Origin of the sequence: Sinorhizobium alkalisoli, assembly GCF_008932245.1 — a bacterium.
GTDB classification, from domain to species: Bacteria; Pseudomonadota; Alphaproteobacteria; order Rhizobiales; family Rhizobiaceae; genus Sinorhizobium; species Sinorhizobium alkalisoli.
The window spans coordinates 2,710,208-2,732,786 of sequence record NZ_CP034909.1 but is presented as its reverse complement, the minus strand read 5'-3'; the positions used below and the strand labels follow the sequence as shown (position 1 = coordinate 2,732,786).

At 62.9% G+C, this 22,579-nt stretch carries 20 protein-coding genes, 1 other RNA gene and 1 pseudogene; 11 read left to right on the top strand and 11 right to left on the bottom strand.

All coding sequences use genetic code 11. The annotated features are described in order from the left end of the window. Positions 1-66 precede the first annotated feature (66 nt). From EKH55_RS13295 to EKH55_RS13285, 3 genes are all read left to right on the top strand, one after another. Positions 67-867 (top strand): inositol monophosphatase family protein, encoded by an 801-nt coding sequence (locus tag EKH55_RS13295; protein ID WP_069459157.1) that lies wholly within the window; start codon positions 67-69, stop codon positions 865-867. A gap of 349 nt (positions 868-1,216) precedes the next feature. Next, positions 1,217-2,320, top strand: coding sequence for a flagellar motor protein MotA (locus tag EKH55_RS13290; protein WP_069459158.1), 1,104 nt, complete (start codon positions 1,217-1,219; stop codon positions 2,318-2,320). Positions 2,321-2,322: 2 nt separating this feature from the next. Then, positions 2,323-3,354 (top strand): peptidoglycan -binding protein, encoded by a 1,032-nt coding sequence (locus EKH55_RS13285; RefSeq protein WP_069459159.1) that lies wholly within the window; start codon positions 2,323-2,325, stop codon positions 3,352-3,354. A 135-nt stretch (positions 3,355-3,489) separates the two neighbouring features. On the opposite strand, the gene EKH55_RS13280 is transcribed toward EKH55_RS13285, so the two are convergent. After that, positions 3,490-5,292, bottom strand: coding sequence for an ABC transporter transmembrane domain-containing protein (locus EKH55_RS13280; RefSeq protein ID WP_069459160.1), 1,803 nt, complete (start codon positions 5,290-5,292; stop codon positions 3,490-3,492). 195 nt (positions 5,293-5,487) lie between these two features. Here EKH55_RS13280 and rpmE point away from each other — a divergent pair, with 195 nt between their 5' ends. After that, positions 5,488-5,709 (top strand): 50S ribosomal protein L31, encoded by a 222-nt coding sequence (rpmE, locus tag EKH55_RS13275; RefSeq protein WP_069459161.1) that lies wholly within the window; start codon positions 5,488-5,490, stop codon positions 5,707-5,709. A 259-nt stretch (positions 5,710-5,968) separates the two neighbouring features. On the opposite strand, the gene rcdA is transcribed toward rpmE, so the two are convergent. From rcdA to EKH55_RS13260, 3 genes are all read right to left on the bottom strand, one after another. Beyond that, complete coding sequence (rcdA, locus tag EKH55_RS13270) at positions 5,969-6,487, bottom strand: protease adaptor protein RcdA (protein ID WP_069459162.1); 519 nt, start codon at positions 6,485-6,487, stop codon at positions 5,969-5,971. A gap of 414 nt (positions 6,488-6,901) precedes the next feature. Then, positions 6,902-7,090: a DUF1192 domain-containing protein gene (locus EKH55_RS13265; RefSeq protein ID WP_151611586.1), complete on the bottom strand. Its 189-nt coding sequence runs from the start codon at positions 7,088-7,090 to the stop codon at positions 6,902-6,904. Next, a complete protein-coding gene (locus EKH55_RS13260; RefSeq protein WP_069459164.1) occupies positions 7,077-8,384 on the bottom strand; it encodes an MFS transporter in 1,308 nt (435 codons plus the stop codon). Before EKH55_RS13260 ends, EKH55_RS13265 begins: the two co-directional genes overlap by 14 nt. Positions 8,385-8,564: 180 nt before the next feature. Between EKH55_RS13260 and EKH55_RS13255 the strand changes: the two genes are divergently transcribed. Together EKH55_RS13255 and EKH55_RS13250 are read left to right on the top strand one after the other, a co-directional pair. Then, positions 8,565-8,720, top strand: coding sequence for a hypothetical protein (locus tag EKH55_RS13255; protein WP_106407862.1), 156 nt, complete (start codon positions 8,565-8,567; stop codon positions 8,718-8,720). A 349-nt stretch (positions 8,721-9,069) separates the two neighbouring features. After that, positions 9,070-10,953, top strand: a complete 1,884-nt coding sequence (locus EKH55_RS13250; protein WP_192803780.1) for an adenylate/guanylate cyclase domain-containing protein — start codon at positions 9,070-9,072, stop codon at positions 10,951-10,953. Positions 10,954-11,061: 108 nt separating this feature from the next. Here EKH55_RS13250 and EKH55_RS13245 read toward each other — a convergent pair whose 3' ends face one another. The 6 genes from EKH55_RS13245 to tkt all read right to left on the bottom strand — a co-directional run bounded on the left by EKH55_RS13245 (position 11,062) and on the right by tkt (position 18,261). Continuing rightward, on the bottom strand, positions 11,062-11,979 hold the full coding sequence (locus EKH55_RS13245) for a PhzF family phenazine biosynthesis protein (protein ID WP_069459165.1): 918 nt from the start codon (positions 11,977-11,979) through the stop codon (positions 11,062-11,064). A gap of 171 nt (positions 11,980-12,150) precedes the next feature. Continuing rightward, positions 12,151-13,176: a class I fructose-bisphosphate aldolase gene (locus tag EKH55_RS13240; protein ID WP_069459166.1), complete on the bottom strand. Its 1,026-nt coding sequence runs from the start codon at positions 13,174-13,176 to the stop codon at positions 12,151-12,153. A gap of 227 nt (positions 13,177-13,403) precedes the next feature. Then, positions 13,404-14,603: a phosphoglycerate kinase gene (locus EKH55_RS13235; RefSeq protein WP_069459167.1), complete on the bottom strand. Its 1,200-nt coding sequence runs from the start codon at positions 14,601-14,603 to the stop codon at positions 13,404-13,406. After that, positions 14,603-15,193 (bottom strand): putative glycolipid-binding domain-containing protein, encoded by a 591-nt coding sequence (locus tag EKH55_RS13230; protein ID WP_069459168.1) that lies wholly within the window; start codon positions 15,191-15,193, stop codon positions 14,603-14,605. The genes EKH55_RS13235 and EKH55_RS13230 overlap by 1 nt, the downstream gene beginning before the upstream one ends. Positions 15,194-15,198: 5 nt before the next feature. Then, positions 15,199-16,209 carry a type I glyceraldehyde-3-phosphate dehydrogenase gene (gene gap, locus EKH55_RS13225; protein ID WP_069459169.1) on the bottom strand — a complete coding sequence of 337 codons (1,011 nt, stop codon included), beginning with the start codon at positions 16,207-16,209 and terminating at the stop codon, positions 15,199-15,201. A gap of 69 nt (positions 16,210-16,278) precedes the next feature. Next, the gene (gene tkt, locus EKH55_RS13220) at positions 16,279-18,261 is read right to left on the bottom strand and encodes a transketolase (RefSeq protein ID WP_069459170.1); all 1,983 of its coding nucleotides are present in this window, start codon (positions 18,259-18,261) and stop codon (positions 16,279-16,281) included. A 422-nt stretch (positions 18,262-18,683) separates the two neighbouring features. Between tkt and EKH55_RS13215 the strand changes: the two genes are divergently transcribed. The 3 genes from EKH55_RS13215 to ssrS all read left to right on the top strand — a co-directional run bounded on the left by EKH55_RS13215 (position 18,684) and on the right by ssrS (position 19,601). Further along, positions 18,684-18,953, top strand: a complete 270-nt coding sequence (locus EKH55_RS13215) for a DUF4164 domain-containing protein (RefSeq protein ID WP_069459171.1) — start codon at positions 18,684-18,686, stop codon at positions 18,951-18,953. Between the two features lie 12 nt (positions 18,954-18,965). Further along, entirely contained in the window at positions 18,966-19,340 is a 375-nt protein-coding gene (locus EKH55_RS13210; RefSeq protein WP_069459172.1) for a cell division protein ZapA, read from the top strand. Between the two features lie 102 nt (positions 19,341-19,442). Further along, positions 19,443-19,601, top strand: a non-coding RNA gene (gene ssrS, locus EKH55_RS13205) — 6S RNA. 90 nt (positions 19,602-19,691) lie between these two features. On the opposite strand, the pseudogene EKH55_RS13200 reads toward ssrS, so the two are convergent. Continuing rightward, positions 19,692-20,495 (bottom strand): annotated as a pseudogene (locus EKH55_RS13200) (LysR family transcriptional regulator); the annotation flags it as partial. A 651-nt stretch (positions 20,496-21,146) separates the two neighbouring features. Between EKH55_RS13200 and EKH55_RS13195 the strand changes: the two are divergent. Together EKH55_RS13195 and EKH55_RS13190 are read left to right on the top strand one after the other, a co-directional pair. Continuing rightward, positions 21,147-21,719 carry a 5-formyltetrahydrofolate cyclo-ligase gene (locus EKH55_RS13195; RefSeq protein WP_069459174.1) on the top strand — a complete coding sequence of 191 codons (573 nt, stop codon included), beginning with the start codon at positions 21,147-21,149 and terminating at the stop codon, positions 21,717-21,719. A 16-nt stretch (positions 21,720-21,735) separates the two neighbouring features. Beyond that, the gene (locus EKH55_RS13190; RefSeq protein ID WP_151611585.1) at positions 21,736-22,560 is read left to right on the top strand and encodes a TIGR00282 family metallophosphoesterase; all 825 of its coding nucleotides are present in this window, start codon (positions 21,736-21,738) and stop codon (positions 22,558-22,560) included. The last annotated feature ends 19 nt before the right edge of the window (positions 22,561-22,579 follow it).

The following is a 22,579-nucleotide window of genomic DNA, read 5'->3' as shown; positions in this document are numbered from 1 at the left end:
CGGCCGTGAAGCAGGTTCAATCTCCGGCCGGGATGTTCGGCCGGCTTCGTTTCAGAGGATCATCCGATGGCCCGTTCTGCCCTCCTCAATGTCATGGTTCAGGCCGCCTTCAAGGCTGGCAAGTCGCTGGCACGCGATTTCGGCGAGGTGCAGAACCTGCAGGTGTCGCTGAAGGGCCCCGGCGACTACGTTTCCCAGGCCGATCGCAAGGCCGAGAGGGTCATCCGCGATGAACTCCTGAAGGCGCGCCCGACCTATGGTTTCCTCGGCGAGGAGGGTGAGGAGATCAAAGGCACCGACGGCGCCCACCGCTGGATCGTCGATCCGCTAGACGGCACCACCAACTTTCTGCACGGCATTCCTCATTTTGCCGTTTCGATCGCGCTGGAGCGCCAGGGCGAGATCGTCGGCGGAGTCGTCTTCAACCCCGCCACGGATGAACTCTACACCGCGGAGCGCGGCGGCGGCGCCTTCCTCAACGACCGGCGCCTGCGGGTCGGCGCCCGCCGCAACCTCTCCGATGCCGTTGTCGCCACGGGCACGCCGCATCTCGGCCGCGGCAACCACGGCAAGTATCTGGTCGAACTTCGCCATGTCATGGGCGAGGTCGTCGGCGTCCGCCGTTTCGGCTCCGCTTCCCTGGATCTCGCCTATGTGGCCGCCGGGCGCTTCGACGCTTATTGGGAACGCGATCTGGCCGCCTGGGATATCGCGGCCGGGGTGCTGCTAATTCGCGAGGCCGGCGGATGGGTGACCGACGCCAACGGCGACAACAGGCCCTTGGAGGATGGCTCCATCGTCTGCGGTAACGAATATATCGCCAAGGCTTTGGGCGAGGTCATTCGCCGCCCGGTCCCCATCAAATAACCAGATGGTGCAGAAGGCGGAAGCTGCCCGAGTAATGCCCGCCGCCGCGGCCGCCGCCGTTTATGTCTCAATAGTTTCGCAATACCAGCGGCAGTGACTTGGGCTCATCGGAGCGGTCAGAATCTGCTGCCGCCGGTTATAGTTCGTAGAACATCTTGTTTTCCCTTCAATTCGGCGCAAAGTTACACTAGTCTCCGGCCCAGTAACCGATGGCCTCGGGCTCGCCGTGGCATCACGTCTTCGGGTCGCGATCGCTTCGAGAATGATCCGGCGAATCAGAGTGTTGCGGCGATCTCCACCTGGCAGTGACAAGGTGGGCGTTGCCGCAAACCGGGAGACTGGCATACATATGACGACATTGAACCTGTCTGGCTGGCGTGACCGGGAAGGCGCGGAGGAAAATTACAACCCGCGCAAGCTTTCGAGCCCGATGCCCTATTTCTGGACGATGGCCATTTTCCTGGTCATCGTCGGTTTCGTCGCCGCTATCCTCTTCCGTCAGGCGCGTGACGCTTTCCTCGGCAATCCCGGGCTCAACGGGCTGATCCTCGGCGTTCTGCTCATCGGCATTCTGCTCGCATTCAACCACGTCCTCAGCCTCCGGCCGGAGGTGCGCTGGTTCAATTCGTTCCGCGCCGCCGGCAGCGCCGCCAAGGTCGGACGCGATCCGGTGCTGCTTGCGCCGATGCGGGCGCTGATTGGCGAGCGCCACGGCAGCGGTATCTCGACCGTCGCTCTCCGGTCTATCCTCGATTCCATTGCTTCGCGCCTGGACGAGTCGCGCGACACCACCCGATATCTCACGGGCCTTCTCGTGTTTCTCGGCCTGCTCGGCACCTTCTGGGGCTTGCTCGGCACGATCGGTTCGATCAACACGGTCATCCAGTCGCTGGATGCGGGTAGCGGCAGCACGGAAGATCTCCTGGGGTCGCTGAAAAGCGGTCTGTCGGCGCCGCTGACCGGCATGGGGACCGCTTTCTCGGCCTCTCTGTTCGGCTTGTCCGGTTCGCTGATCCTTGGATTCCTCGACCTGCAGGCTGGCCGGGCGCAGAACCGTTTCTACACAGAACTCGAAAACTGGCTGTCGTCAGTGACCGATGTCAGCCACGGCGTATCCGCCCCGGTCGAGGCCTTCGACGGCGCGCCGGTCGAGGAATTGCGGCGCCTGACGGATCAGATCGCCCGCATCGCCCACGACGGCGGCGTGAACCAGCGCACGACGGCCGCGATGGCGAGCCTGGCGGAAGGCATCCAGGGTCTCGTCAAGAACATGCGCGGCGAGCAGCAGATGCTGCGCGACTGGATCGAGGCGCAGCAGGAGGAGGCGAAATCCATGCGCAAGACGCTGGACAAGCTGACCTCGCGCATCGGACAGGCGGATCGGATTGCCGTCAACAGCGAGAAGGCGCTGTCGCAGCCGAAGATCAGCCACCGCGACGATGGGGGTGATTGATCATGGCACTCGCCAGAAGAAGCCGCAACGCGCGGGCGATCAATTACTGGCCGGGCTTCGTCGATGCGCTGTCGACCTTGCTCATGGCGATCATGTTCCTGCTCAGCGTCTTCGTACTGGCGCAGTTTCTGCTCGGCAGGGAAATCAGCGGCAAGGACGAGGTGCTGAACCGTCTGAACAGCCAGATCAACGAGCTGACGCAGCTGCTTGCCCTCGAAAAGAGCGGCAAGCAGGATCTGGAGGATTCACTTGCCAATCTCCAGGCATCGCTGGCGCAGTCCGAGGGCGAGCGTTCGCGCCTGCAGGCACTGCTGGACAAGGGCGCCGGTAGTGCCGAAGTCGCCAGCGAAAAGCTCGGGCGGCTGGGATCCGAGCTCGAGAACGAGCGGCAGATCAGCGCAAGGGCGATGAGTCAGATTGAACTGCTGAACCAGCAGATCGCGGCACTGCGCAACCAGATTGCCGCCATCGAGGGTGCCCTCCAGGCCTCCGAGGCGAAGGATCAGGCTTCGCAGGCGAAGATCGCCGATCTCGGCCGCAGGCTCAACGTTGCGCTCGCACAACGGGTGCAGGAGCTGAACCGCTATCGATCCGACTTCTTCGGGCGCTTGAGAGAAATTCTGTCCGACCGCGAAAACATCCGCATCGTCGGTGACCGCTTCGTCTTCCAGTCGGAGGTGCTGTTTTCTTCCGGCAGCAGCGACCTGAATCCCGAAGGGCAGGCGGAGATGACTAAGCTCGCCACGGCGCTGCTCGACCTCGCTAGGGAGATTCCCTCGGAGATAAACTGGGTTCTTCGCGTCGACGGGCACACGGACAATGTTCCCCTGTCCGGAACCGGGCGCTTCCGCGACAACTGGGAGCTCTCGTCGGCGCGCGCGACTTCGGTCGTCAAATTCCTGATATCCAGGGGCGTCCCGGCCGACCGGCTGGTCGCCGCCGGCTTCGGCGAGTATCAGCCAATCGCCGAGGGCGAGAGCCTGGCGGCACGGGCGCAGAACCGCCGCATCGAACTCAAGCTCACCGAGAAATAGGCACAAAGCACCTGCTTGAACTGACCTTGACGTGCGCGCAAGAAGTGCTCGGGCCCGAAGCCGAGGCGATCCGCCGCAGCGGCCGTGGCCGCTTCTCCGGTCGAGGCTGAAGGGAAGACCCTTTGAAGATCGCGCCTATTGCCGAGCGGCGACAAAAAGACCCTCCGCCCCATGGTCGAACTGCAGGCGCGCGAGCTTGGCATAGAGCCCGCCCTGATGGATCAGCGAGGCGTGGGTGCCTTCCTCGACGATGCGTCCATTTTCCATGACGAGGATGCGGTCCGCCTTGAGCACCGTCGCGAGGCGGTGGGCAATGACGAGGGTGGTTCGTTCCTGCATCAGCCCATCGAGCGCCTTCTGCACGAGCTTCTCACTCTCCGCATCGAGCGCGGAGGTCGCCTCGTCGAGAAGCAGGATGGGCGCGTTTCTGAGGATTGCCCGCGCAATGGCGATGCGCTGGCGCTGGCCGCCGGAAAGCGTGATGCCGCGCTCGCCGACCATCGTATCGTAGCCGCGATCGAGCCTGGTGATGAATTCGTCCGCTTGGGCGGCAACTGCAGCGGAAACGACCGCTTCGCGGCTCGCGTCCGGCGCGCCAAAGGAGATGTTGTCGTGGACGGATGCGGCGAAGATCGTCACGTCCTGCGGCACGATGGCGAAGCGCTCGCGCAAGTCCTTCGGATCGACCGTGCGGACGTCCGTCGCATCGACCAAAACGGTGCCCTTGGTCGGATCATAGTAGCGCAAAAGCATCGAGAAGACGGTGCTCTTCCCGGCGCCGGAGGGGCCGACGATGGCCACGGTCTCGCCCGGCTCGACCGCGAAACTTAGGCCCCTGAGGCTCTTGTAATCCGGACGCGCCGGATAGGCGAAGTGGACATCGGCGAAGGCGATTGCGCCCTTGGCCGGCGTAGGCATTGCGGCCGGATGTTCGGGCGCGCGGATTTGCGGGACTTCCGTCAGGAGCTCGCGCAGGCGCTCGGCGGCACCGGCGGCCTGGGAGAGCTCGCCCCAGACCTCGGAAAGTGCACCCAGGCTGCCAGCGGCAAAGACCGAATAGAGCAGGAACTGGCTGAGCGTGCCCGCCGAGAGCGTTCCATTGAGGACGTCCCGCGCGCCGAACCACAACACCGCCACGACGCTGCCGAAAACCATGGCAATGGCGAAGGCGGTCAGCGCGGCGCGCGCCCGGACTGCAGACCGGGCGGCGCGATAAGCGTTCTCGACGGCGGTGCCGAAACGCCGATTGGCGCTTTCCTCGCCGTTGAAGGCCTGAACCGTGCGGGTGGCGGCAATCGCTTCGCCGGCATAGGCCGATGCGGCGGCGAGCGTATCCTGCGCCTCCCGGGAACGGCGGCGGACGGAGCGTCCGAAGCCGACGATTGGAAAGACGATGAGCGGAATGGCGGCAAGCACGAGGCTCGAGAGCTTTGGGCTCGTATAGACCATCATGGCAACGGCGCCGAGACAGAGGATGAGATTGCGCAACGCAACGGACGCGGTAGCGCCAACCGCCGACTTGATCTGGGTCGTATCCGCCGTCAGGCGCGACACGATCTCGCCGGACTGGTTGACGTCGAAAAATGCCGCCGATAACCTCGTCACCCGCGAGAAAACCTCACGCCGGAGATCGGCGACGATGCGTTCGCCAAGCGAGATGACGAAATAGTAGCGGGCGGCGCTCGCTAGCGCGAGGACGATCGCCAGCACCATCAGCATGGAGAAATAGGTGTTGATGAACGCGACATCGGAGCTGGAGAAGCCGTGATCAATCATCCGGCGAACGGCTAGCGGCAGCGTCAGCGTGGTCACTGCGGCAATAGTCAGCGAGATCGCCGCGCCGACCGCGAAGCGGCGGTACCGCCGCACATAGGGCAGGACTGTCACCAGGGGACGGATGGATTTTGTCGATGACGGCTGATTTTCTTGTGTTGCCACGTGACCCCCTTCGCCTGTCACGGAGGGTCGATAAGTCTTCCGCTCGGCACTTGTTATCCCGAAGACCTTCATGTATAGGCACGGCATCGAATTGGGAAGCCGTGGCCAGAGCGGTCTACGGCTTCATTTACGTGTTCGGTCAAATTGTCGCAATGCCTTGCGACAATTGGACCCCGGAACTCTAGGAAGATTGTTATGAAGGCAGACATCCATCCCGACTACCACGTTATCAAGGTGGTTATGACCGACGGCACCGAATACGAAACCCGCTCGACCTGGGGTACGGAAGGTGCGACGATGAACCTGGAAATCGACCCAAAGTCGCATCCGGCCTGGACTGGCGGCAATCAGCAGCTCGTCGACCGCGGTGGCCGCGTCTCCAAGTTCAAGAAGCGCTTCGAAGGCCTCGGTCTCTAAGTCTTCACCGACTGGCAACAAAAAAGCCCGGCCTAGCGCCGGGTTTTTTTGTTTTGGGGGCTGCAGCGATTGGATGACCTGCGCCCGGCCACGCATCGCCGCAAAGAAACGCCCGGCGCTACAGCGCCGGGTGTATCTTCAGACGCGCAAAGGTCGCTGTAGCACTTCGAATTGCTGCATGTCTTTGTCCTTTAATCGAGGTCGATCAAAGGAGACATGCAGTAGGCCGCGCTCAAAGCTCAAGCAAAAGAGAGCGATGTCAGTTGGTGCCGAAGGCGGTCTGCAGCAGCTTGATCTGCGCCTTGACGCCGTTCTGGTTGTCCGGGACGAAGGCGGAAGCTTCCTGCGGACGGTAGATCTCGCGGTCGAGCAGTGCGACACGGTTCTGCAGGCGCAGCGAACGTTCGATCAAATCGCGAAACGCATCCGGAAGATCGTTCCAGCCGGGAGCGCTGCGATCGACGTTGAAGCTGTCGAGGCGAACCTTGCTCTTTTCCGACATCACCTGGTCGCGGCTCATCTCGCCATTGTTGACGGCGCGCTGCAGGAGCAACCAGGAGGCCACCTGCATCAGCCGTGTGGTCAGCCGCATCGACTCGGCCGCATAGAGAACGGAGGCCATGCGCGGCAGAACCTTGGAGGCCGACCGACCCGGCCCGTCGAGATAGCTTGCGGTTTCCTCGACAAGCCCCATGCCTTCCGCGTAGAGGGCCTTGAACTGCGCCGAGGACGCAGCATGTCCCGCGAAACTGACGGTATTCAATCCTCTCTCGGACATGGCCTGTCTCTATCCCTGGTTCAAACGCATCACAACGGTCAGGTAACGGTGAGGCCGTGGGAAAAGTTTCCTTGGCCCCTCTCTTGCCGGAAGAATGATCTGATACCGCATTCCGCGCAAGGGTATTCTTAAGAAAGGGTTAATCTCCACAATTCTTTGAAATTTCTACAGCGCCGCGCGTCTTTTCAGACGCGCGGCGCTGTAGGCGCGAACAAAAAAAGAGCCGCACGGAGCGGCTCTCAAGGTAAAACAGGGAGAAAAGTCAGACCCATTCGCCAGTCGGTGAAACATGTCTGAGTCCGGAACGAGCCGGATGCTCGGACAATCGCAGAAAATGATTAATGTGCTGTTAAATCGATCCCATTCCGAGGCGTCCCGTCCGTAAAGACGTGCGGGCGCTGCAGCATGCGCCGATTAACGAAAGAGGCCCTCGGCGGCCGAGCGGCTTGCCGATTTGCGGGCGCGTTCGGCCTCTAGCCTGGCGATTTCCTCGCTCAGCTGCGCGATGCGCGCACTCAGCTCATCGACCGAGAGTTGGGACAGATCGCTGCCGATCTCGTGGATGGGTTTCTTCTTCGGCTGATCGTCGTCAAACAGGCTCATTCTCTTTCTCCTCCTGGTCTTCCACCATGCAGTCGGCATCCTCCTGCGGCTCGTCCAGCGGTGCCGCCCGCGGCGAGAGCTGCAGGCTTTCGGGCGTCGTCGCCGTGCCGGCATTGACCGGCGAGAAGGTCTCGCGTTCGGCGACGGGCACCGGTGCGCGACGGCGGCTGCGGACGATCGCATAGGCGGAGATCAGCATATGCGCTGCGGCGGTGATCATGAAGAGGCCATAGGGTCCCGCTGCGGTCATCACCGGTCCGCCGATCGTCGGGCCGATGATCGTACCGATCCCATAGAGCAGCAAGAGGCCGCCCGAGACCTTGACGAAGTCCTCGGCCGTGGCGAAGTCGTTGGCGTGGGATACGGCGATCGGATAGAGCGCGTTGGCGGCGGCGCCGTAGATGGCGATCATCGTCAGCACGATCCAGACCTGGCCCGGTTCGAAGAGGAAGAGCAGGAGTCCCGCCAAGGCTCCGACGCCGGCGAGGACGGCCAGCACATAGCGGCGGTCGACCCGGTCGGAGATGCGGCCGGCCGGCAATTGCATGACTGCGCCCGAAAAGATCGCGACGCTCATCATCATGGCGACCGTGCTGTCGGAAAGGCCGGCCTGGCGCCCGAACACCGCGCCGAGCGTGCCGAAGGCTCCGTTGGCGATGCCGACCAGCAGGATACCGAGGAAAGAAACCGGTGAATTGCGATAAAGGCCGCGAAGATCGAGCCGAACCTGCTGGAGCGGCTGCGGCGTGGCGGCCTTCGACAGCAATGTCGGCAGCATGGCGACGCAATAGAGAATACCGCAGATCATGAAGAAGAAGGTCGTCGACGTTTCTCCGAAGGGGATCATCATCTGGCCGCCCACGACACCGACGAGCGTGATCGCGATGTAGAGCGAAAAGATCACGCCGCGGCTCTCGTTCGTGGCGCGTTCGTTCAGCCAGCTCTCGATGATCATCGACGTACCGGCGGTGGAAAAGCCGGTAACCGCCCTGAGCACGACCCACGAGACCGGATCGACCATTACCCCGGTCATCAGCGCGATGATCGCGATCAGCGCGGTGAAGACACTGAAGGCGCGGACATGGCCGATGCGCTTGACCACATTCGGCGCGAAGAAGCAGCCAAGGACGAAGCCGGAGGCCCAGGATGTGCCGAGCAGGCCGAGAACAACGGTCGGATATCCTTCCGCCGTGCCGCGCACAGGCAGGAGCAGACTGTGCAGCCCGTTCCCGAGGAAGAGGAAGAGGGTGCCCAGCAGGAGCGCGGCGATGGGAAGAAGCAGGTTCTTTCTCATGATATATCCGAAAGTGGTTCTGGTACCGGCAAGTCGCGGCAGGACACGACGCTTTGCCGGCTGGATTCGTCTCTGCCGGTCATTGCAAATCGGCGGCGAAAACAATAGCCCTCTATGCGACGAAAAGTGACAGCCGTATGACGCAGACCCTGCGGCTGCAGAATTCTCCGGGCCGAACGAATGTCGAAAATACTGGCGCTACTGCTGCTCCTCGCCATGTGCGTGCAGCTCATCAAGCCGCTCGGATATCCGGGGCTCAGGCAGCGTCGGGATTTCTGGAAAATTGCCGTCTTCGCCATCGCGGTCATGATGATCACGGTGCTCGTGAGGCCCTAAGCAGGTTAAGAAATATTCCGCGTTTCTGCGATCAGAACGTGCGGGAAAGCTGAGGAATCCAAGAGATAATCGTGGGTAAACCCATGAATATCTGCCTCGCCGCGATAGCACCATAGGCAGACCGCACTCGTCCCTCCTCCGCCTGCGTGGAGCGTGCCGCCTCGGGCTGGCGCGACGGCGTTCCTTTTGAAACAGCTCAGCTTTTGCGGCTGGGCTATCGTTTGGGCCACGCCGCGTTTGGAAGCGCTGCCGGTGCCTTGTGCCCTGGAAGCAGCAGCGCCGCAACGGATGAAAGTCTCCGCGGGACAGGATGGCAAGAAAAGGTTAAATTACCGTGCTCCGCCAGAAGATGGATATCGAGGCTCTCTTGGAACGCCGCCTGACCGCAATCCTCGCAGCCAACGTCGTGGGCTACAGCCGCCTCATGGGAACCGATGAGGCGGGAACCCTGGCTGCGCTGAAACGGCATCGCCGCGAATTCGTGGAGCCGAAGATCGAGGAGCACCGGGGCCGTATCGTCAAGCTGACCGGCGACGGTATACTGGTGGAATTTTCGAGCGTCGTGAATGCGGTCGCCTGTGCCGCGGAGATCCAGCGGGGCATGCTCGACCGGAACCTCGGCCTGGCGAAAACCCGGCGTATCGAACTCAGGATCGGCGTCCATCTCGGCGACGTGATCGTCGAGGACGGCGACATATTCGGCGATGGCGTCAATGTGGCCGCGCGCCTCGAAGGGCTTGCCGATCCCTCCGGTATCGCGGTTTCCGCATCGGTGCGCGACCAGATCGGATCGCGGCTCACTCTCGGCTTTGTCGACAGGGGCGAGTTCAGCCTGAAAAACATCGCTCCGAATATCCGCGTCTATACCGTTGTTCTCGGCGACGGCGCCGCGGGACAGGAGTCGGAGGCTCCGCCGGTCGACAGCGGCTATGAGCTGTCGATCGCGGTCCTGCCCTTTACCAACATGAGCCACGATCCGGAGCAGGAATATTTCTCCGACGGGATCACCGAGGACATCATCACAGACCTGTCGAAGATTTCGCAGCTGCATGTGGTCGCGCGCAACACCGTCTTCACCTACAAAGGCAAGGCGGTGAAGATCAAGCAGATCGCCCATGAACTCGGCGTGCGCTACATCCTGGAAGGCAGTGTGCGCAAGGTGGGCGAGCGGGTGCGCATCACCGGTCAGCTCATCGACGCGCACACCGGTGGACATTTGTGGGCCGACCGTTACGATCGCGATCTGACGGATATCTTTGCCATTCAGGACGAGATCACCCATGCGATCGTCAACCAGCTCAGGATCAAACTCCTGCCGGAAGAAAAGAAGGCGATCGAGAGCGATCCGACCACCTCGGTCGAGGCCTATACCTATTACCTGCGCGGCCGTCAGTTCTCGCATGCCTGGACGCGCGCCTACATGCTGCTGGCGCGCCGGATGTTCCTGAAGGCGGTCGAGCTCGATCCGAACTATGCCCGAGCCTATGCCGGCATCGCCGATTGCGAATGCGCGATCAGGGACTGGCACGAAAAGGACTTTCCGCTCGAAAGCATCCTCGATATGAGCGCCCGGGCGCTGTCGCTCGATCCGCATCTCGCCGAGGCCCATGCTTCTCGCGGAATGGCGCTGCATCAGGACGGGCAAACCGAGGAAGCCGGGCGCGAGCTCCGTCAGGCACTGGCGCTCGACCCGTCGCTTTACGAGGCCAATTTCCACTACGGCCGATATCTTTTCATGCAGGGACGGTTTGGCGAGGCGGCCGAGTTCTTCACGCGCGCCGCGGAGATTCGGCCGGACGACTATCTTTCACCGATCCACTTGATGACCTGCTACCGCGCACTCGGCGCGGAGCCGGAGCGGCGGCGCTGGGCGCGGACAGGCATCGAGCGAGCCGAACGGGCGCTGGAGCAGCATCCGGAGAACTCCGGCCCGGCGCATCGCGGCGCGCTGGCGCTCGCACATCTCGGCGAAGTGGAGCGGGCGAAGGAATGGGCGGCGCGCGCTCTCGCGATCGATCCCGAGGACCTCGTCGCGCAATACAACCTCGCCTGCGTCTGTTCGCTCGTTGGCGAGTGCGAGCGCGCACTCGACCTGCTTGAGGCGGTCGTCCCCCAGAGCTCCGGCTATCATCTGCTCTGGTTCAAGCAGGATTCCGACCTCGATGCCATTCGCGACCATCCACGCTTCCGCAGCCTCCTCGACTCAGTCGCCGGTTGCTTGATGTCTCCGTAGATCGACCTTGATCCCAAAGACAAAGCGACCTCTGCGCATCCGACAAGACCCGCGGATGTTACAGCGCCGTGCTTTGCGCGTCTAATAGGACGCGCGGCGCTGTAGGCGTCAAATGTCGATCGATCCGCGCATGGCAATGACACAGTCGCCGGAGACGCCGACCTTACCGAGAATGCCGCTCTTCTTGCTGACGCTGACCGTGATCAGGCTGCGGCGTCGCATTTCAACGCCCTGCTCGATCGTGAGCTCAACTTCGGCATCCGCGTCCGGCAGGCGCGAAACGAGGTAGGCGCCGAGCGCTGCCGAGGCGCTTCCCGTCGCCGGATCCTCAATGACATTGTCGAGCGGCGCAAACATGCGGGCGCGAATGCGCCAGGGATGCTCGCGGGTGCGGGCGTAGAGAAACAGGCTGAACGAGTCCTCTGCCAGCGGATAGCGGGCGTTCGCCGCGTCAAAGGCGCTGACATTCGGCCGCGCCTTCGAAAGCCAATCGATGTCCCCGATCTCGGCGATGGTGAAAGCGAGGCCGACGGAGACGCGCACCGGTACGTGATGGCGGTCGCTCAAGGCATCGGGATCGAGCGAGGCACAGGCCGCAACGGTCGCCGTGTCGATCTCGGGCCCGACGGCGAGTGGTTTCGGGGCAACAATGCGTGCGCCGCTGACGATACCGTCCTTGCGCTGCAGGGTGACTTCGACAAGCCCCGCCTTCTCCTCAAAATGCAGATGCTCGCCCGGCCTCTTGCCGAAGATTTCCTCCTGACGTCCGAGCGCGAAGCCGGTGCCGACATTCGGATGCCCGGCAAAGGGCACCTCGCTCGTCGGCGTGAAGATGCGCACCCGAGCGGTATTCTCAGCGCTTTCGGGCGGCAGGACGAAGCTGGTTTCGGAATAGCCGAACTCCGCGGCGATCGCCTGCATCCGAGCGTCGCTCAGGCCTCGCGCGTCGGGGATGACGGCAAGCTGGTTTCCGGCGAAGCGCTCAGACGTGAAGACATCGACGGTGATAAAGGAGATGCTTGTCATGGAGGCCCTGGATTCAATCGGCGATGATTAAGCTGTAGATTCCGGCTGTGCCTGCCGAAACAGCGGAGTTGTCACCCGGACAATTTTCGTGGGCCCGCTTCGCGCACGAGAAAGCCCGGCGACATTGCTGACGCCGGGCCTGCTCCTCTCTCCCCTCTAAACTGGTGCCGCTCAAGCGGCCTGTTCGAGATCCTTCTTCCAACTGCCCTTGGCGGCGAGGCTGCACATCTTAGCGCGATGGGTGAAGGCGCGCTGACCGGCGGCGACGTTTTCCGCCTTGCCACTCCAGGCTTTGAGCGCCTCCTGCTGCAGCGCCCGGCCGTAGGAGAAGGTGAGTTTCCATGGCAGGTCGTGCGCGGTGTTCATGGCGCAGAGATGGGCGGTTGCCTCTTCCGTCGACTGGCCGCCGGAGAGGAAGGCGATGCCGGGGACCGCGGCGGGCACCGTGCGCTTCAGCACCTTGATCGTGCGTTCGGCGACGTCCTCGACCGAGGCCTTGCGCGCCTTCTTGCCGTCTATCACCATGCTCGGCTTCAGGATCATGCCCTCGAGCTTGACCCGTGCGTCGCCGAGCTCCTCGAAGACCGTGCGAAGCACCCATTCGGTTACTTCTTCCGAGCGCTCGATCGAGTGATCGCCGGGGGCGCCGTCCATCAGCACTTCCGGTTCGACGATCGGCACGATCCCGGCTTCTTGGCAAAGCGCGGCATAGCGCGCGAGGGCGTGCGCATTAGCCTTGACCGCACCCCAGGTCGGAAGCGCCTCGGAAATGGCGAGGACGCCGCGCCACTTCGCGAAACGGGCGCCGGCTTGATGGTATTTGGCTAGCCGGCCGGCGAGACCATCCAGGCCTTCGGTGATCGTTTCGCTGGGGAAATAGGGCATCGGCTTGGCGCCCGTGTCGACCTTGATGCCGGGGATCGAGCCGGCGTTCTTGATGACCTCGACGAGCGGCGTGCCATCGGCGGCTTTCTGGAACAGGGTCTCCTCATAGAGAATGACGCCGGAGATATAGTCGCGCATTGCCTCGTCGGATCGCAGCAGCATTTCGCGATAGTCGCGGCGCGAGATTTCGGTGGATTCCAGTCCGATGCCGTCGAAGCGCTTCTTGATCGTCCCGGTCGACTCGTCGGCTGCGAGCAGGCCCCGGCCATTGGCAACCATGGCAACCGCAATATCTTCCAGTCTTTCGCTCATCTTGTTCTCCTACACACAGCGCCGATCATCGGCGGAGCAGCGAATGAAACACGTTCTGGCTCGGCGCACGAGACGGTTCCGCGCTGCCGAGCGACGGCGCGTTAACAGAAGATACTGTGCGGGAAAATGGCAGTAAAACGGGCTAAAACGATTTAAATAATTTTAATCGTTTGAAACATTTGGAATTATTCCGACCCGAGCCTCGTGCCCGGGTCGGACGGCTGCTGTCACTTTTGTCGATGCAGGATATCGACGCCCGGCAGCGGTTTGCCTTCCATCCATTCGAGGAAGGCCCCGCCAGCAGTCGAGACATAGGTGAAGTCCTCGGCGACTTCCGCATGGTTCAGGGCTGCGACCGTGTCGCCGCCGCCGGCAACGGATACGAGCGAGCCCTGTCGGGTGCGCGAGGCGGCGTGCTTGGCCGCGGCGACCGTCGCCTTGTCGAAGGGGGGGATTTCGAAGGCGCCGAGCGGTCCGTTCCAGACGAGCGTTTCGGCGCGCGAAATCCAGTCATTGATGGCGGCGACGGATTTTGGCCCGACGTCGAGCATCATCCGATCGGCGGGGATAGCCGCGACGTCGACGATCTCGTGCTCGGCACCAGCCTTGAACTCGAGGGCGACGACACCGTCTTCCGGCAGCACGATGGCGCAGCCGGCGGCGGATGCCGCAGCGAGGATCGCCTTTGCCGTCTCGGCAAGATCGTGCTCGCAGAGCGACTTGCCGACGTTTACGCCCTGGGCGGCCAGAAAGGTGTTGGCCATGCCGCCGCCGATGACCAGGGCATCGACCTTCTTCACCAGGTTCTGCAGGAGGTCGATCTTGGTGGAGACCTTGGCGCCGCCGACAATGGCAACGACCGGGCGCTTCGGATTGCCGAGTCCCTTTTCGAGCGCCTCGAGTTCGGCTTGCATGGTGCGGCCGGCATAGGCGGGAAGATGGTGTGCCAAGCCTTCGGTCGAGGCATGGGCGCGATGGGCGGCGGAGAAGGCGTCGTTGACATAGAGATCGCCATTGGCGGCAAGGGCGGCGGCGAAGGCTGGATCGTTCTTTTCTTCGCCTTTGTGGAAGCGGGTGTTCTCGAGAAGCAGCACATCGCCGTCGTTCATGTCGGCGACCGCATTGGCGGCCTTGTCGCCGATGCAGTCGGCGGCGAAGGCGACGCGCTGGTCTAGGATCTCCTCGACCGCGGGCGCGATCGCCTTCAGCGACATCTCGGCAACCGGCTCACCCTTCGGGCGGCCGAAATGGGCGAGCAGGATGACCTTGGCCCCTTTTTCGGAGAGCTCGCGGATGGTCGGCGCAACGCGCTCGATACGCGTGGTGTCGGTCACCTGACCGTCCTTGACCGGTACGTTGAGGTCAACGCGCACGAGCACGCGCCTGCCGGCGATGTCGGTGAGATCGTCGAGAGTCTTGAAAGTCATCAGATGGTCTCCGGTGATAGTCTTCCGAAAAGAGTGGGATAGTCGATGACGAGGCCGTCCTCGTCGACCGGCAGGTCGGCGGTGAAGCTCAAATCGTCCGCCGCGTAGCGATACAGCCTGCCGTCTTCAATGCAGGTATAGCGCTGTCCGTCGACGCTCGGTTCGAACGTGTCGAAGGGCACATAGAGCATCCTGAGCGTCACGGTACCGAACCGGCTGTCGAGTCCCAGCCGGCGAATCGGCAGAGTGTTGGTGAAGGGCGTGCCGGCAAGGTCCACGTCGATGCAGCCGTCGAAGCGGGGGAGGGCGGCACCCTCGGCCGTTCGCCAATGGCCGCTGCCGTCGGACAGCAGGTGCAGGCTGCGCCCGTCCATCGTCTCGACCGTCAATGCGGTCACGCGCCAGCCGGCATCGCAGTCGATCCGATAGCGCACCCCATAAGCCACGCTATCGCGCTCGCCGATTACGACGCTTTCGGCGCGTATTGCCGCGCCGAAAGATGCATTCGAAGCTCTGAGTGTCAGATGCTCGAGCCCCTCCCCCTCGAGCGGACGCCAGCGTACCGTCGTTGAGGAAAGGGCCCGGAACATCGAACTTAAAGGAGCTTGCCGAGAGCGACTGCCGTGTCCGACATACGGTTGGAGAAGCCCCATTCGTTGTCGTACCAGGTCAGGATCGACACGAACTTGCCTTCCATGACCTTGGTCTGGTCCATGTGGAAGACCGAGGAATGCGGATCGTGGTTGAAGTCGACCGAGACGTTCGGGGCGAGCGTATAGCCGAGAACGCCCTTGAGCGGACCTTCGGCCGCAGCCTTGATCGCGGCATTGACCTCTTCCTTCGTCGTGTCGCGCTTGGCGACGAACTTGAGGTCGACGACCGAGACGTTCGGGGTCGGCACCCGCATGGCGAAGCCGTCGAGTTTGCCCTTGAGTTCCGGCAGCACCAGGCCGACGGCCTTGGCGGCACCGGTCGAGGTCGGGATCATCGACAGTGCCGCTGCACGGGCGCGGTAGAGATCCTTGTGCATCTGGTCGAGCGACGGCTGGTCGTTCGTATAGGAGTGGATCGTCGTCATCATGCCGTGATCGATGCCGATGGCGTCATTCAGCACCTTGGCGACCGGTGCAAGGCAGTTGGTCGTGCAGGATGCGTTGGAGATAACGAGATGATCCTTCGTCAGCTTGTCATGGTTGACGCCGTAGACGACGGTGAGGTCGGCGCCATCGGCCGGTGCCGAAACGATGACGCGCTTGGCGCCGGCTTCGAGATGGGCGGCAGCCTTGTCGCGGGCGGTGAAGATGCCGGTGCACTCCATCGCGATGTCGACGCCGAGTTCCTTGTGCGGTAGTTCGGCCGGGTTGCGGACGGCCGTTACCTTGATCGGCTTGCCGTTGTTGATGACGATCGCGTCGCCTTCGACCTTAACGTCGGCCGGGAACCGACCGTGGATCGAGTCGAAGCGCAGGAGGTGGGCGTTGGTCTCGACCGGGCCGAGGTCGTTGATGGCGACGACTTCGATATCCGTGCGGCCGGATTCGACGATGGCGCGAAGCACGTTGCGGCCGATGCGGCCAAAACCATTGATGGCGACTTTCACTGTCATGTCGGGTCTCTCCCTGTCAGCGTGGCGTTGAAACATATAGGGGGCGCCGTAAGCGCGCCCACCGGTTGATCAAGACAATTTGGCTTCGGCGGCGGCGACCACCGCTTCCGGCGTGATGCCGAAATGCTTGTAGAGGTCCTTATAGGGGCCCGAAGCGCCGAAGCTCGACATGCCGATGAAGGTGCCGTCGCTGCCGATCAGATGATCCCAGCCCTGGCGCACACCGGCTTCGACCGCGATCTTGACCGGCGAATTGCCGATGATCGCTCGCTGATAATCCTCGCTCTGCTCGGCAAAGAGCTCGACGCAGGGAACGGAAACGACGCGCGTCGCAATGCCCTTGGTCGTCAGCGTCTGGCATGCCTTCACCGCGATCTCTACTTCCGAACCGGTGGCGAATATCGTCACTTTTGCATCGCTGGCGGTGATGAGGTCATAGGCACCGCGGGCACAGAGATTTTCCTCTTCGTATTCCGTGCGCACCGCCATCAGGTTCTGGCGCGTCAGTGCGATCGCCGAAGGACGCGCTCGGCTTTCGAGCGCGAGCTGCCAGCATTCGGCGGTCTCCGTTGCATCGGCCGGGCGGAAAACCAGGAGGTTTGGGATCGCCCGCAGCGAGGCGAGGTGTTCGACGGGCTGATGCGTCGGACCGTCTTCGCCCAGGCCGATGGAGTCATGCGTCAGCACATGGATGACGCGGATGCCCATCAGCGCGGCGAGGCGGATGGACGGGCGGCAATAGTCGGAGAAGATCAGGAATCCGCCGGAATAGGGGATGAGGCCGCCATGCAGCGCCATGCCGTTCATGGCGGCGGCCATGCCGTGCTCGCGCACGCCGTAATGGATATAGCGGCCGGCGAAGTTATCCGGGGTGATCGAATGGGTCTGGCTCGTCTTGGTGTTGTTGGAGCCGGTCAGGTCGGCAGAGCCGCCGACCGTTTCGGCGAGAACACCGTTGATGACTTCGAGCGCATCCTCGGAGGCCTTGCGGGTGGCCGGAGACGGTCTGGTCTCCGCAAGCTTCTGCTTATAGGCGCCGATCGCCGGGGCGAGGCTGCCTTCCAGGTCGCCGGCGAAGCGGCGGATGAACTGCGCCTTCTTCTCGGTCTCGGCGGATTCCAGCCGTTCGTCCCACTCCTTGCGCGCTTTGGTCGAGCGCAGGCCCGCAAGCCGCCAGGCGTCCAGGACGTCGGAGGGAACGGTGAAGGCTTCGGCTTCCCAGCCGAGCGCCTTGCGGGTCGCGGCGATTTCCTCGGCGCCGAGCGGCGATCCGTGCACCTTGTGTGTGCCTGCCTTGTTCGGCGCGCCGAAGCCGATGACGGTCTTGCAGGCGATCATCGTCGGCTTGTCGGACTTCTGAGCCTCCTCGATCGCGGCGGCGATCGCATCCGGATCATGGCCGTCGACGGCGATCGTGTGCCAGTTGCAGGCGCGGAAGCGGGCGTGCTGGTCGGTCGAGTCGGCGATCGAGATCGGGCCGTCGATCGAAATGTTGTTGTCGTCCCAGAAGACGATCAGCTTGTTGAGCTTCAGATGACCGGCAAGCGCGATCGCCTCCTGGCTGATGCCTTCCATCAGACAGCCGTCGCCGGCGAGCACGTAAGTGTAGTGCTCCATCAGCTCGGCTCCGAATTCATCGCGCAGCTTCCGTTCGGCGATCGCCATGCCGACGGAATTGGCCAGCCCCTGGCCGAGTGGGCCGGTCGTCGTCTCGATTCCGGCTGCGTGGCCATATTCCGGATGGCCGGCCGTCCGCGAGCCGAGCTGGCGGAAATTCTTGATCTCGTCAATGGTGATGTCTTCGTAACCGGTCAGATAGAGCAGCGAATAGAGCAGCATCGAACCGTGACCGGCCGACAGAACGAAGCGATCGCGATTGGGCCAATTGGGCTGCTTCGGGTCGAAGCTCAGATAACGGGTGAAGAGAACCGTTGCTATGTCGGCAGCACCCATGGGAAGGCCGGGGTGGCCGGAATTTGCCTTCTCGACGGCGTCCATGGAGAGGAAACGGATTGCATTCGCCATCCGGTCGTGTTTTTCGCGAGAGATCATGACTGTTCCGTTTGGTTCGGTGGTCAGGGACGGTCTCTAATCCTCCAAAGACCGTATGAGAAGCGGCCCGACACATAGCAGGTGCGCCGCGCGAGTCAACAAATTCAGGCCTTCCGCGACGGGATGGCGGCGAACTTTTGCGCCCCGTTCCGCGCGTGGCGATGCGGTCTCAGGAGGCGACTTTCCAGGTCCGATTCGGCCATCCACAGCTTGCCTCGAGCAATTGCTCCGCCCGGCATTGTTGAGAGTTGGGGAATGGGTTTAAAAAGGATGTTCCGATACGGTCGGTTGCGCCGGCGATTCGGAGCGCAGGGCTGTTTGCCGATCATGTTCCGACGGACATACGGAGCTCTGCCACCTGGTTCAAGGCATGAGGAGGCGGTCCACAGTCTCCCATCCCGCGCTCGTGAGGTTTCGGAAGGATGCCGGCAAAGACGGTAAAGGCAGCGATCGAGGAGTTGCAGAACGCAGTCCAATCTCTTGAGATCGCGCTGGACGGCCGTTTTGACAAGGAAAGGGACGTGGGCGAGTTCGAGGACGAAGTGCGGCGGGTCAATACGGACCGGTCGCGTCTGGCGCAGGAGCTCGACCAGTCGCAATTCCGGGCCAACCGCCTGGAAGAAGTCAATCGCGAGGTTTCCCGCCGGCTGGTCACGGCAATGGAGACCATTCGGGCAGTGCTGGATCGCTGAGGTTCTTGAAGCATGGCACAGGTGACGGTGACGATCGACGGCAAGGCTTACCGGATGGCCTGCGAGGAGGGGCAGGAGGACCATTTGAGCGAACTCGCCGCCAGGTTCGATCGATATGTCGGCCATCTCCGGGGGCAGTTCGGCGAGATCGGCGATCTCAGGCTGACGGTCATGGCGGGCATCATGGTGATGGACGAACTGAGCGAGGTCGACCGGCGGCTGAATACCCTCGAGGCCGAGGTCGAGAGCCTCAAGACGAGCCGCGAGACGCAAGTTTCCGACCAGATGCGCAATGAGGAAGCGGTCGCAGCGGCTCTCGGGGAGGTGACGGCGCAGATCCACGCCGTCGTAGCCAGGCTCAACGGCCGCCCGACGTCCGCCAACTGATATTGGTGCGCCGGCGCGCGGAAGCTCGGCTTCCGGATCAAATTCAGCGGCATTCGCAAATCCCGCTCTGGCGAAAGCGCCGAAGACGTTCTATATCTGCCGCGCGGTCTGCGCTTCCCGACAGGAACCACAATCCCCGGGGCCATACACGATCTCAAGGGAGCTGTCCCTGGCCGGACCCGTGGGTTCGGACATACGGCGCCCACCTACCTAGTAGGTACCCGGGATCGTAAACTATCCATCGGTCGTCGTGGATCGCACAACTTCTCTTTCAGCTTCGTTCGGTCCCCGAAAGGCGCGGCGAAGAGCGTCTGACATCGCATCGACCGCTTGCGATCGCTTGTCCGTCCTTGTCCGTAGCACGACCTTGGACAGGTCGATGATGCCGAAGCCGTCAGTCTCGGTGAGCTCGCGGCAATCGGGCGGAATGACGCTGCGCGACAGCGGCGCTACGGCCAGTCCCGATAGGACGGCCGCAATCAGGCCGCTGGTCGTGCGGCTTACGAAGGCAATGCGGCTCTCTATTCGGCGTTGCTTCAGGTTCCGCATGGCAAGATCATCGCACCACCCGCCTTCGATATAAGTATAGGTTGCGATCGGCAGTGGTTGGCGTTCATGGGTTGCGTGCTGGTCGGAGGTCACCCAGACCGTGGGATCGATCATGAGCACTTCGTTTCGGCTCCTACCGCCCGGCTCGAACACGACGGCAATGTCGATCTCGCCGGCTTCGAGCGCCGCCAGATTGGACATCGAGGTTCCCTGGTGCACGGTTATCTCGACGTCGGGATGGATGGCCGCAAAGGCGCCGAGCGCCCTCGGCAGTGCGGAGTTGATATATTCCTCCGAGATCCCGATCCGGACCGAGCCTCCGAGGGCCGGCTGCCGCATCGCCGCCGCCGTATCGTCAAGCAGCGAAACGATCCGCCGTGCGTTGTCGACGAGGCGCCGGCCATGCGCCGTCGGCACCACGCCGCGGGAATGACGCTCGAACAGCGGCAGACCAATCAGTTCCTCCAGCCTCTTGACCTGCATGCTGACGGCGGATTGCGTACGCCGGACCGTATCGGCAGCCCGCGTGAGATTGCCGGCCTCGGCGACTGCCAGAAAGGTCCTGAGCAATTCGCTGTCAAGGGGGATCGACACCCGGTTCACCATTAGGAAAATTGATGACAGGCATGTTCGCAATTCGTTTGCCGCATGTCAATGCGCAGTCGAAAATGAGGGCGCCGCAATCATCAGAGGTGATCGCCATGGGTGTCCTGGTTGCCCCAGCATTTCGCAACGTCCGCCGTTCGACACCACTCGAGGGCGCGCTTTGGCGTTGGCGCCTCCGGTTTGCGATACGGGCCGAATGGGCTCTCCTTCTCCGCCGGCGTGACCCTCGCCTCACCGCAGAAGCCGGTATCGCGGACGCGCTTCATGGGGGCGGCTGCGTCCAGCAGCCGCTTCGTCAGACCCATTGGATGCTATGAGATCAGCCCGAGCCGGACGTCGCGCACATGGCTTCCGCAGGATTGCGCGCCTCGAACCCCGCATCACGTCCTGAAGCGCCTCGTCGATGCGTTCGAGCGGGATGTCAGTTTCGACCGACGTGCCAATTTTGCCCGGCAACGGCTTGAACCGCCCATTTCTCGCATCCGAGGCGGCCCGCAACGTCCTCTGGCCGCAACTCCCGAGCTCGTGTCGAGACGGGAAGGGTGGAGCTTTGTCGCGAAATGTTGCAAAAGCGACGGCGACATGGTTCCAGCCGGGGGCGGCTTGCGCTACTCGGTTGCAGGATCGGACATGCCATGGAGGGGGCGCTCGATGTCGCCAAAGGACTTGAAGGCCGCGCTGAGGAATGAGCGTCTCGCCCTGCGTGACGCGATGCCGGCGGAGGTTCGCATCGAGGCGAGCCTTGCCATGGCCGATCACGCGGCCGAGGTCATCGCGCTCGATCCCGGCCATGTGGTCTCGGGGTTCTGGCCGATCCGCTCGGAGGCCGACATCCGTCCGTTGATGGTCCGGCTCAGGGACCGCGGCGCCCGGCTGTGCCTGCCGGTCATCCTGGACAAGAAGACGATCGTCTTCCGTGAGCTCGTCGATGGTGTCGCGGTGGTCGAAACCGGGTTCGGCACGACCGGGCCCGGCCCGGATGCGCCGGAAATCGATCCGGATATCATGCTGGTGCCGCTTTCCGCTTTCGATGCGACCGGCCATCGGATCGGTTACGGCGCCGGCTACTACGACCGGGCAATCGACCGTTTGCGCGGCAAAGGTCACATGCCGCGGCTGATCGGGATTGCATTCGACTGCCAGGAAGTGGCATCAGTGCCGGCTGAACCGCATGACGTGGCGCTGGACGCCGTGCTCACGGAAAGCGGTTTCCGGCATTTTTGAGCGGGATTGAACGGCAATGCGACTTCTGTTTCTGGGAGATCTGGTAGGCAAGACGGGCCGCACGGCGGTCTGGGAGCGCCTCCCGGGGCTGATCGGCGACCTGAAACTCGATTTCGTGGTCGTCAATGGCGAGAACGCCGCCGGCGGTTTCGGTATCACCGAGGAGATCTTCCTGGAGACGATCAATGCCGGCGCCGATGTGGTGACGACCGGCAACCATGTCTGGGACCAGAAGGAGGCGGTGGTTTTCTGCGAGCGGCATGACCAGTTCCTGCGCCCGGCGAACTACCCGGCCGGCACGCCCGGACGTGGCTCCAATCTCTATTTCGCCCGCAACGGTGCCCGCGTGCTCGTCGCCAATGTAATGGGCCGGGTGTTCATGCATCCTGAACTAGACGACCCCTTCACTTGCGCCGAGGCGATCCTCGAGGCTTGCCCGCTCGGCGAGCAGGCCGATGCCGTCGTTTTTGATTTCCACGCCGAAGCGACGAGTGAGAAACAATGTTTCGGCCACTTCGTCGACGGTCGCGCCAGCCTCGTCGTCGGCACGCACACCCATGTGCCGACCGCCGACCATCAGATACTCAATGGCGGCACCGGCTATATCAGCGATGCCGGCATGTGCGGCGACTACGATTCCTCGCTCGGCATGGATAAGGAGGAGCCGCTCAATCGCTTCATCTCGAAGATGCCCAAGGGCCGCTTCGAGGCGGCCTCCGGTCCCGCCACCATCTGCGGCGTCGGTATCGAGATTTCCGACCGCACGGGCCTCGCCGAAAAGATTGCACCGCTGAGGCTGGGGCCGAGGCTCGGCGAGACGATTCCCGAGTTCTGGTTATAGGACACGAGTCCGCGCGGCA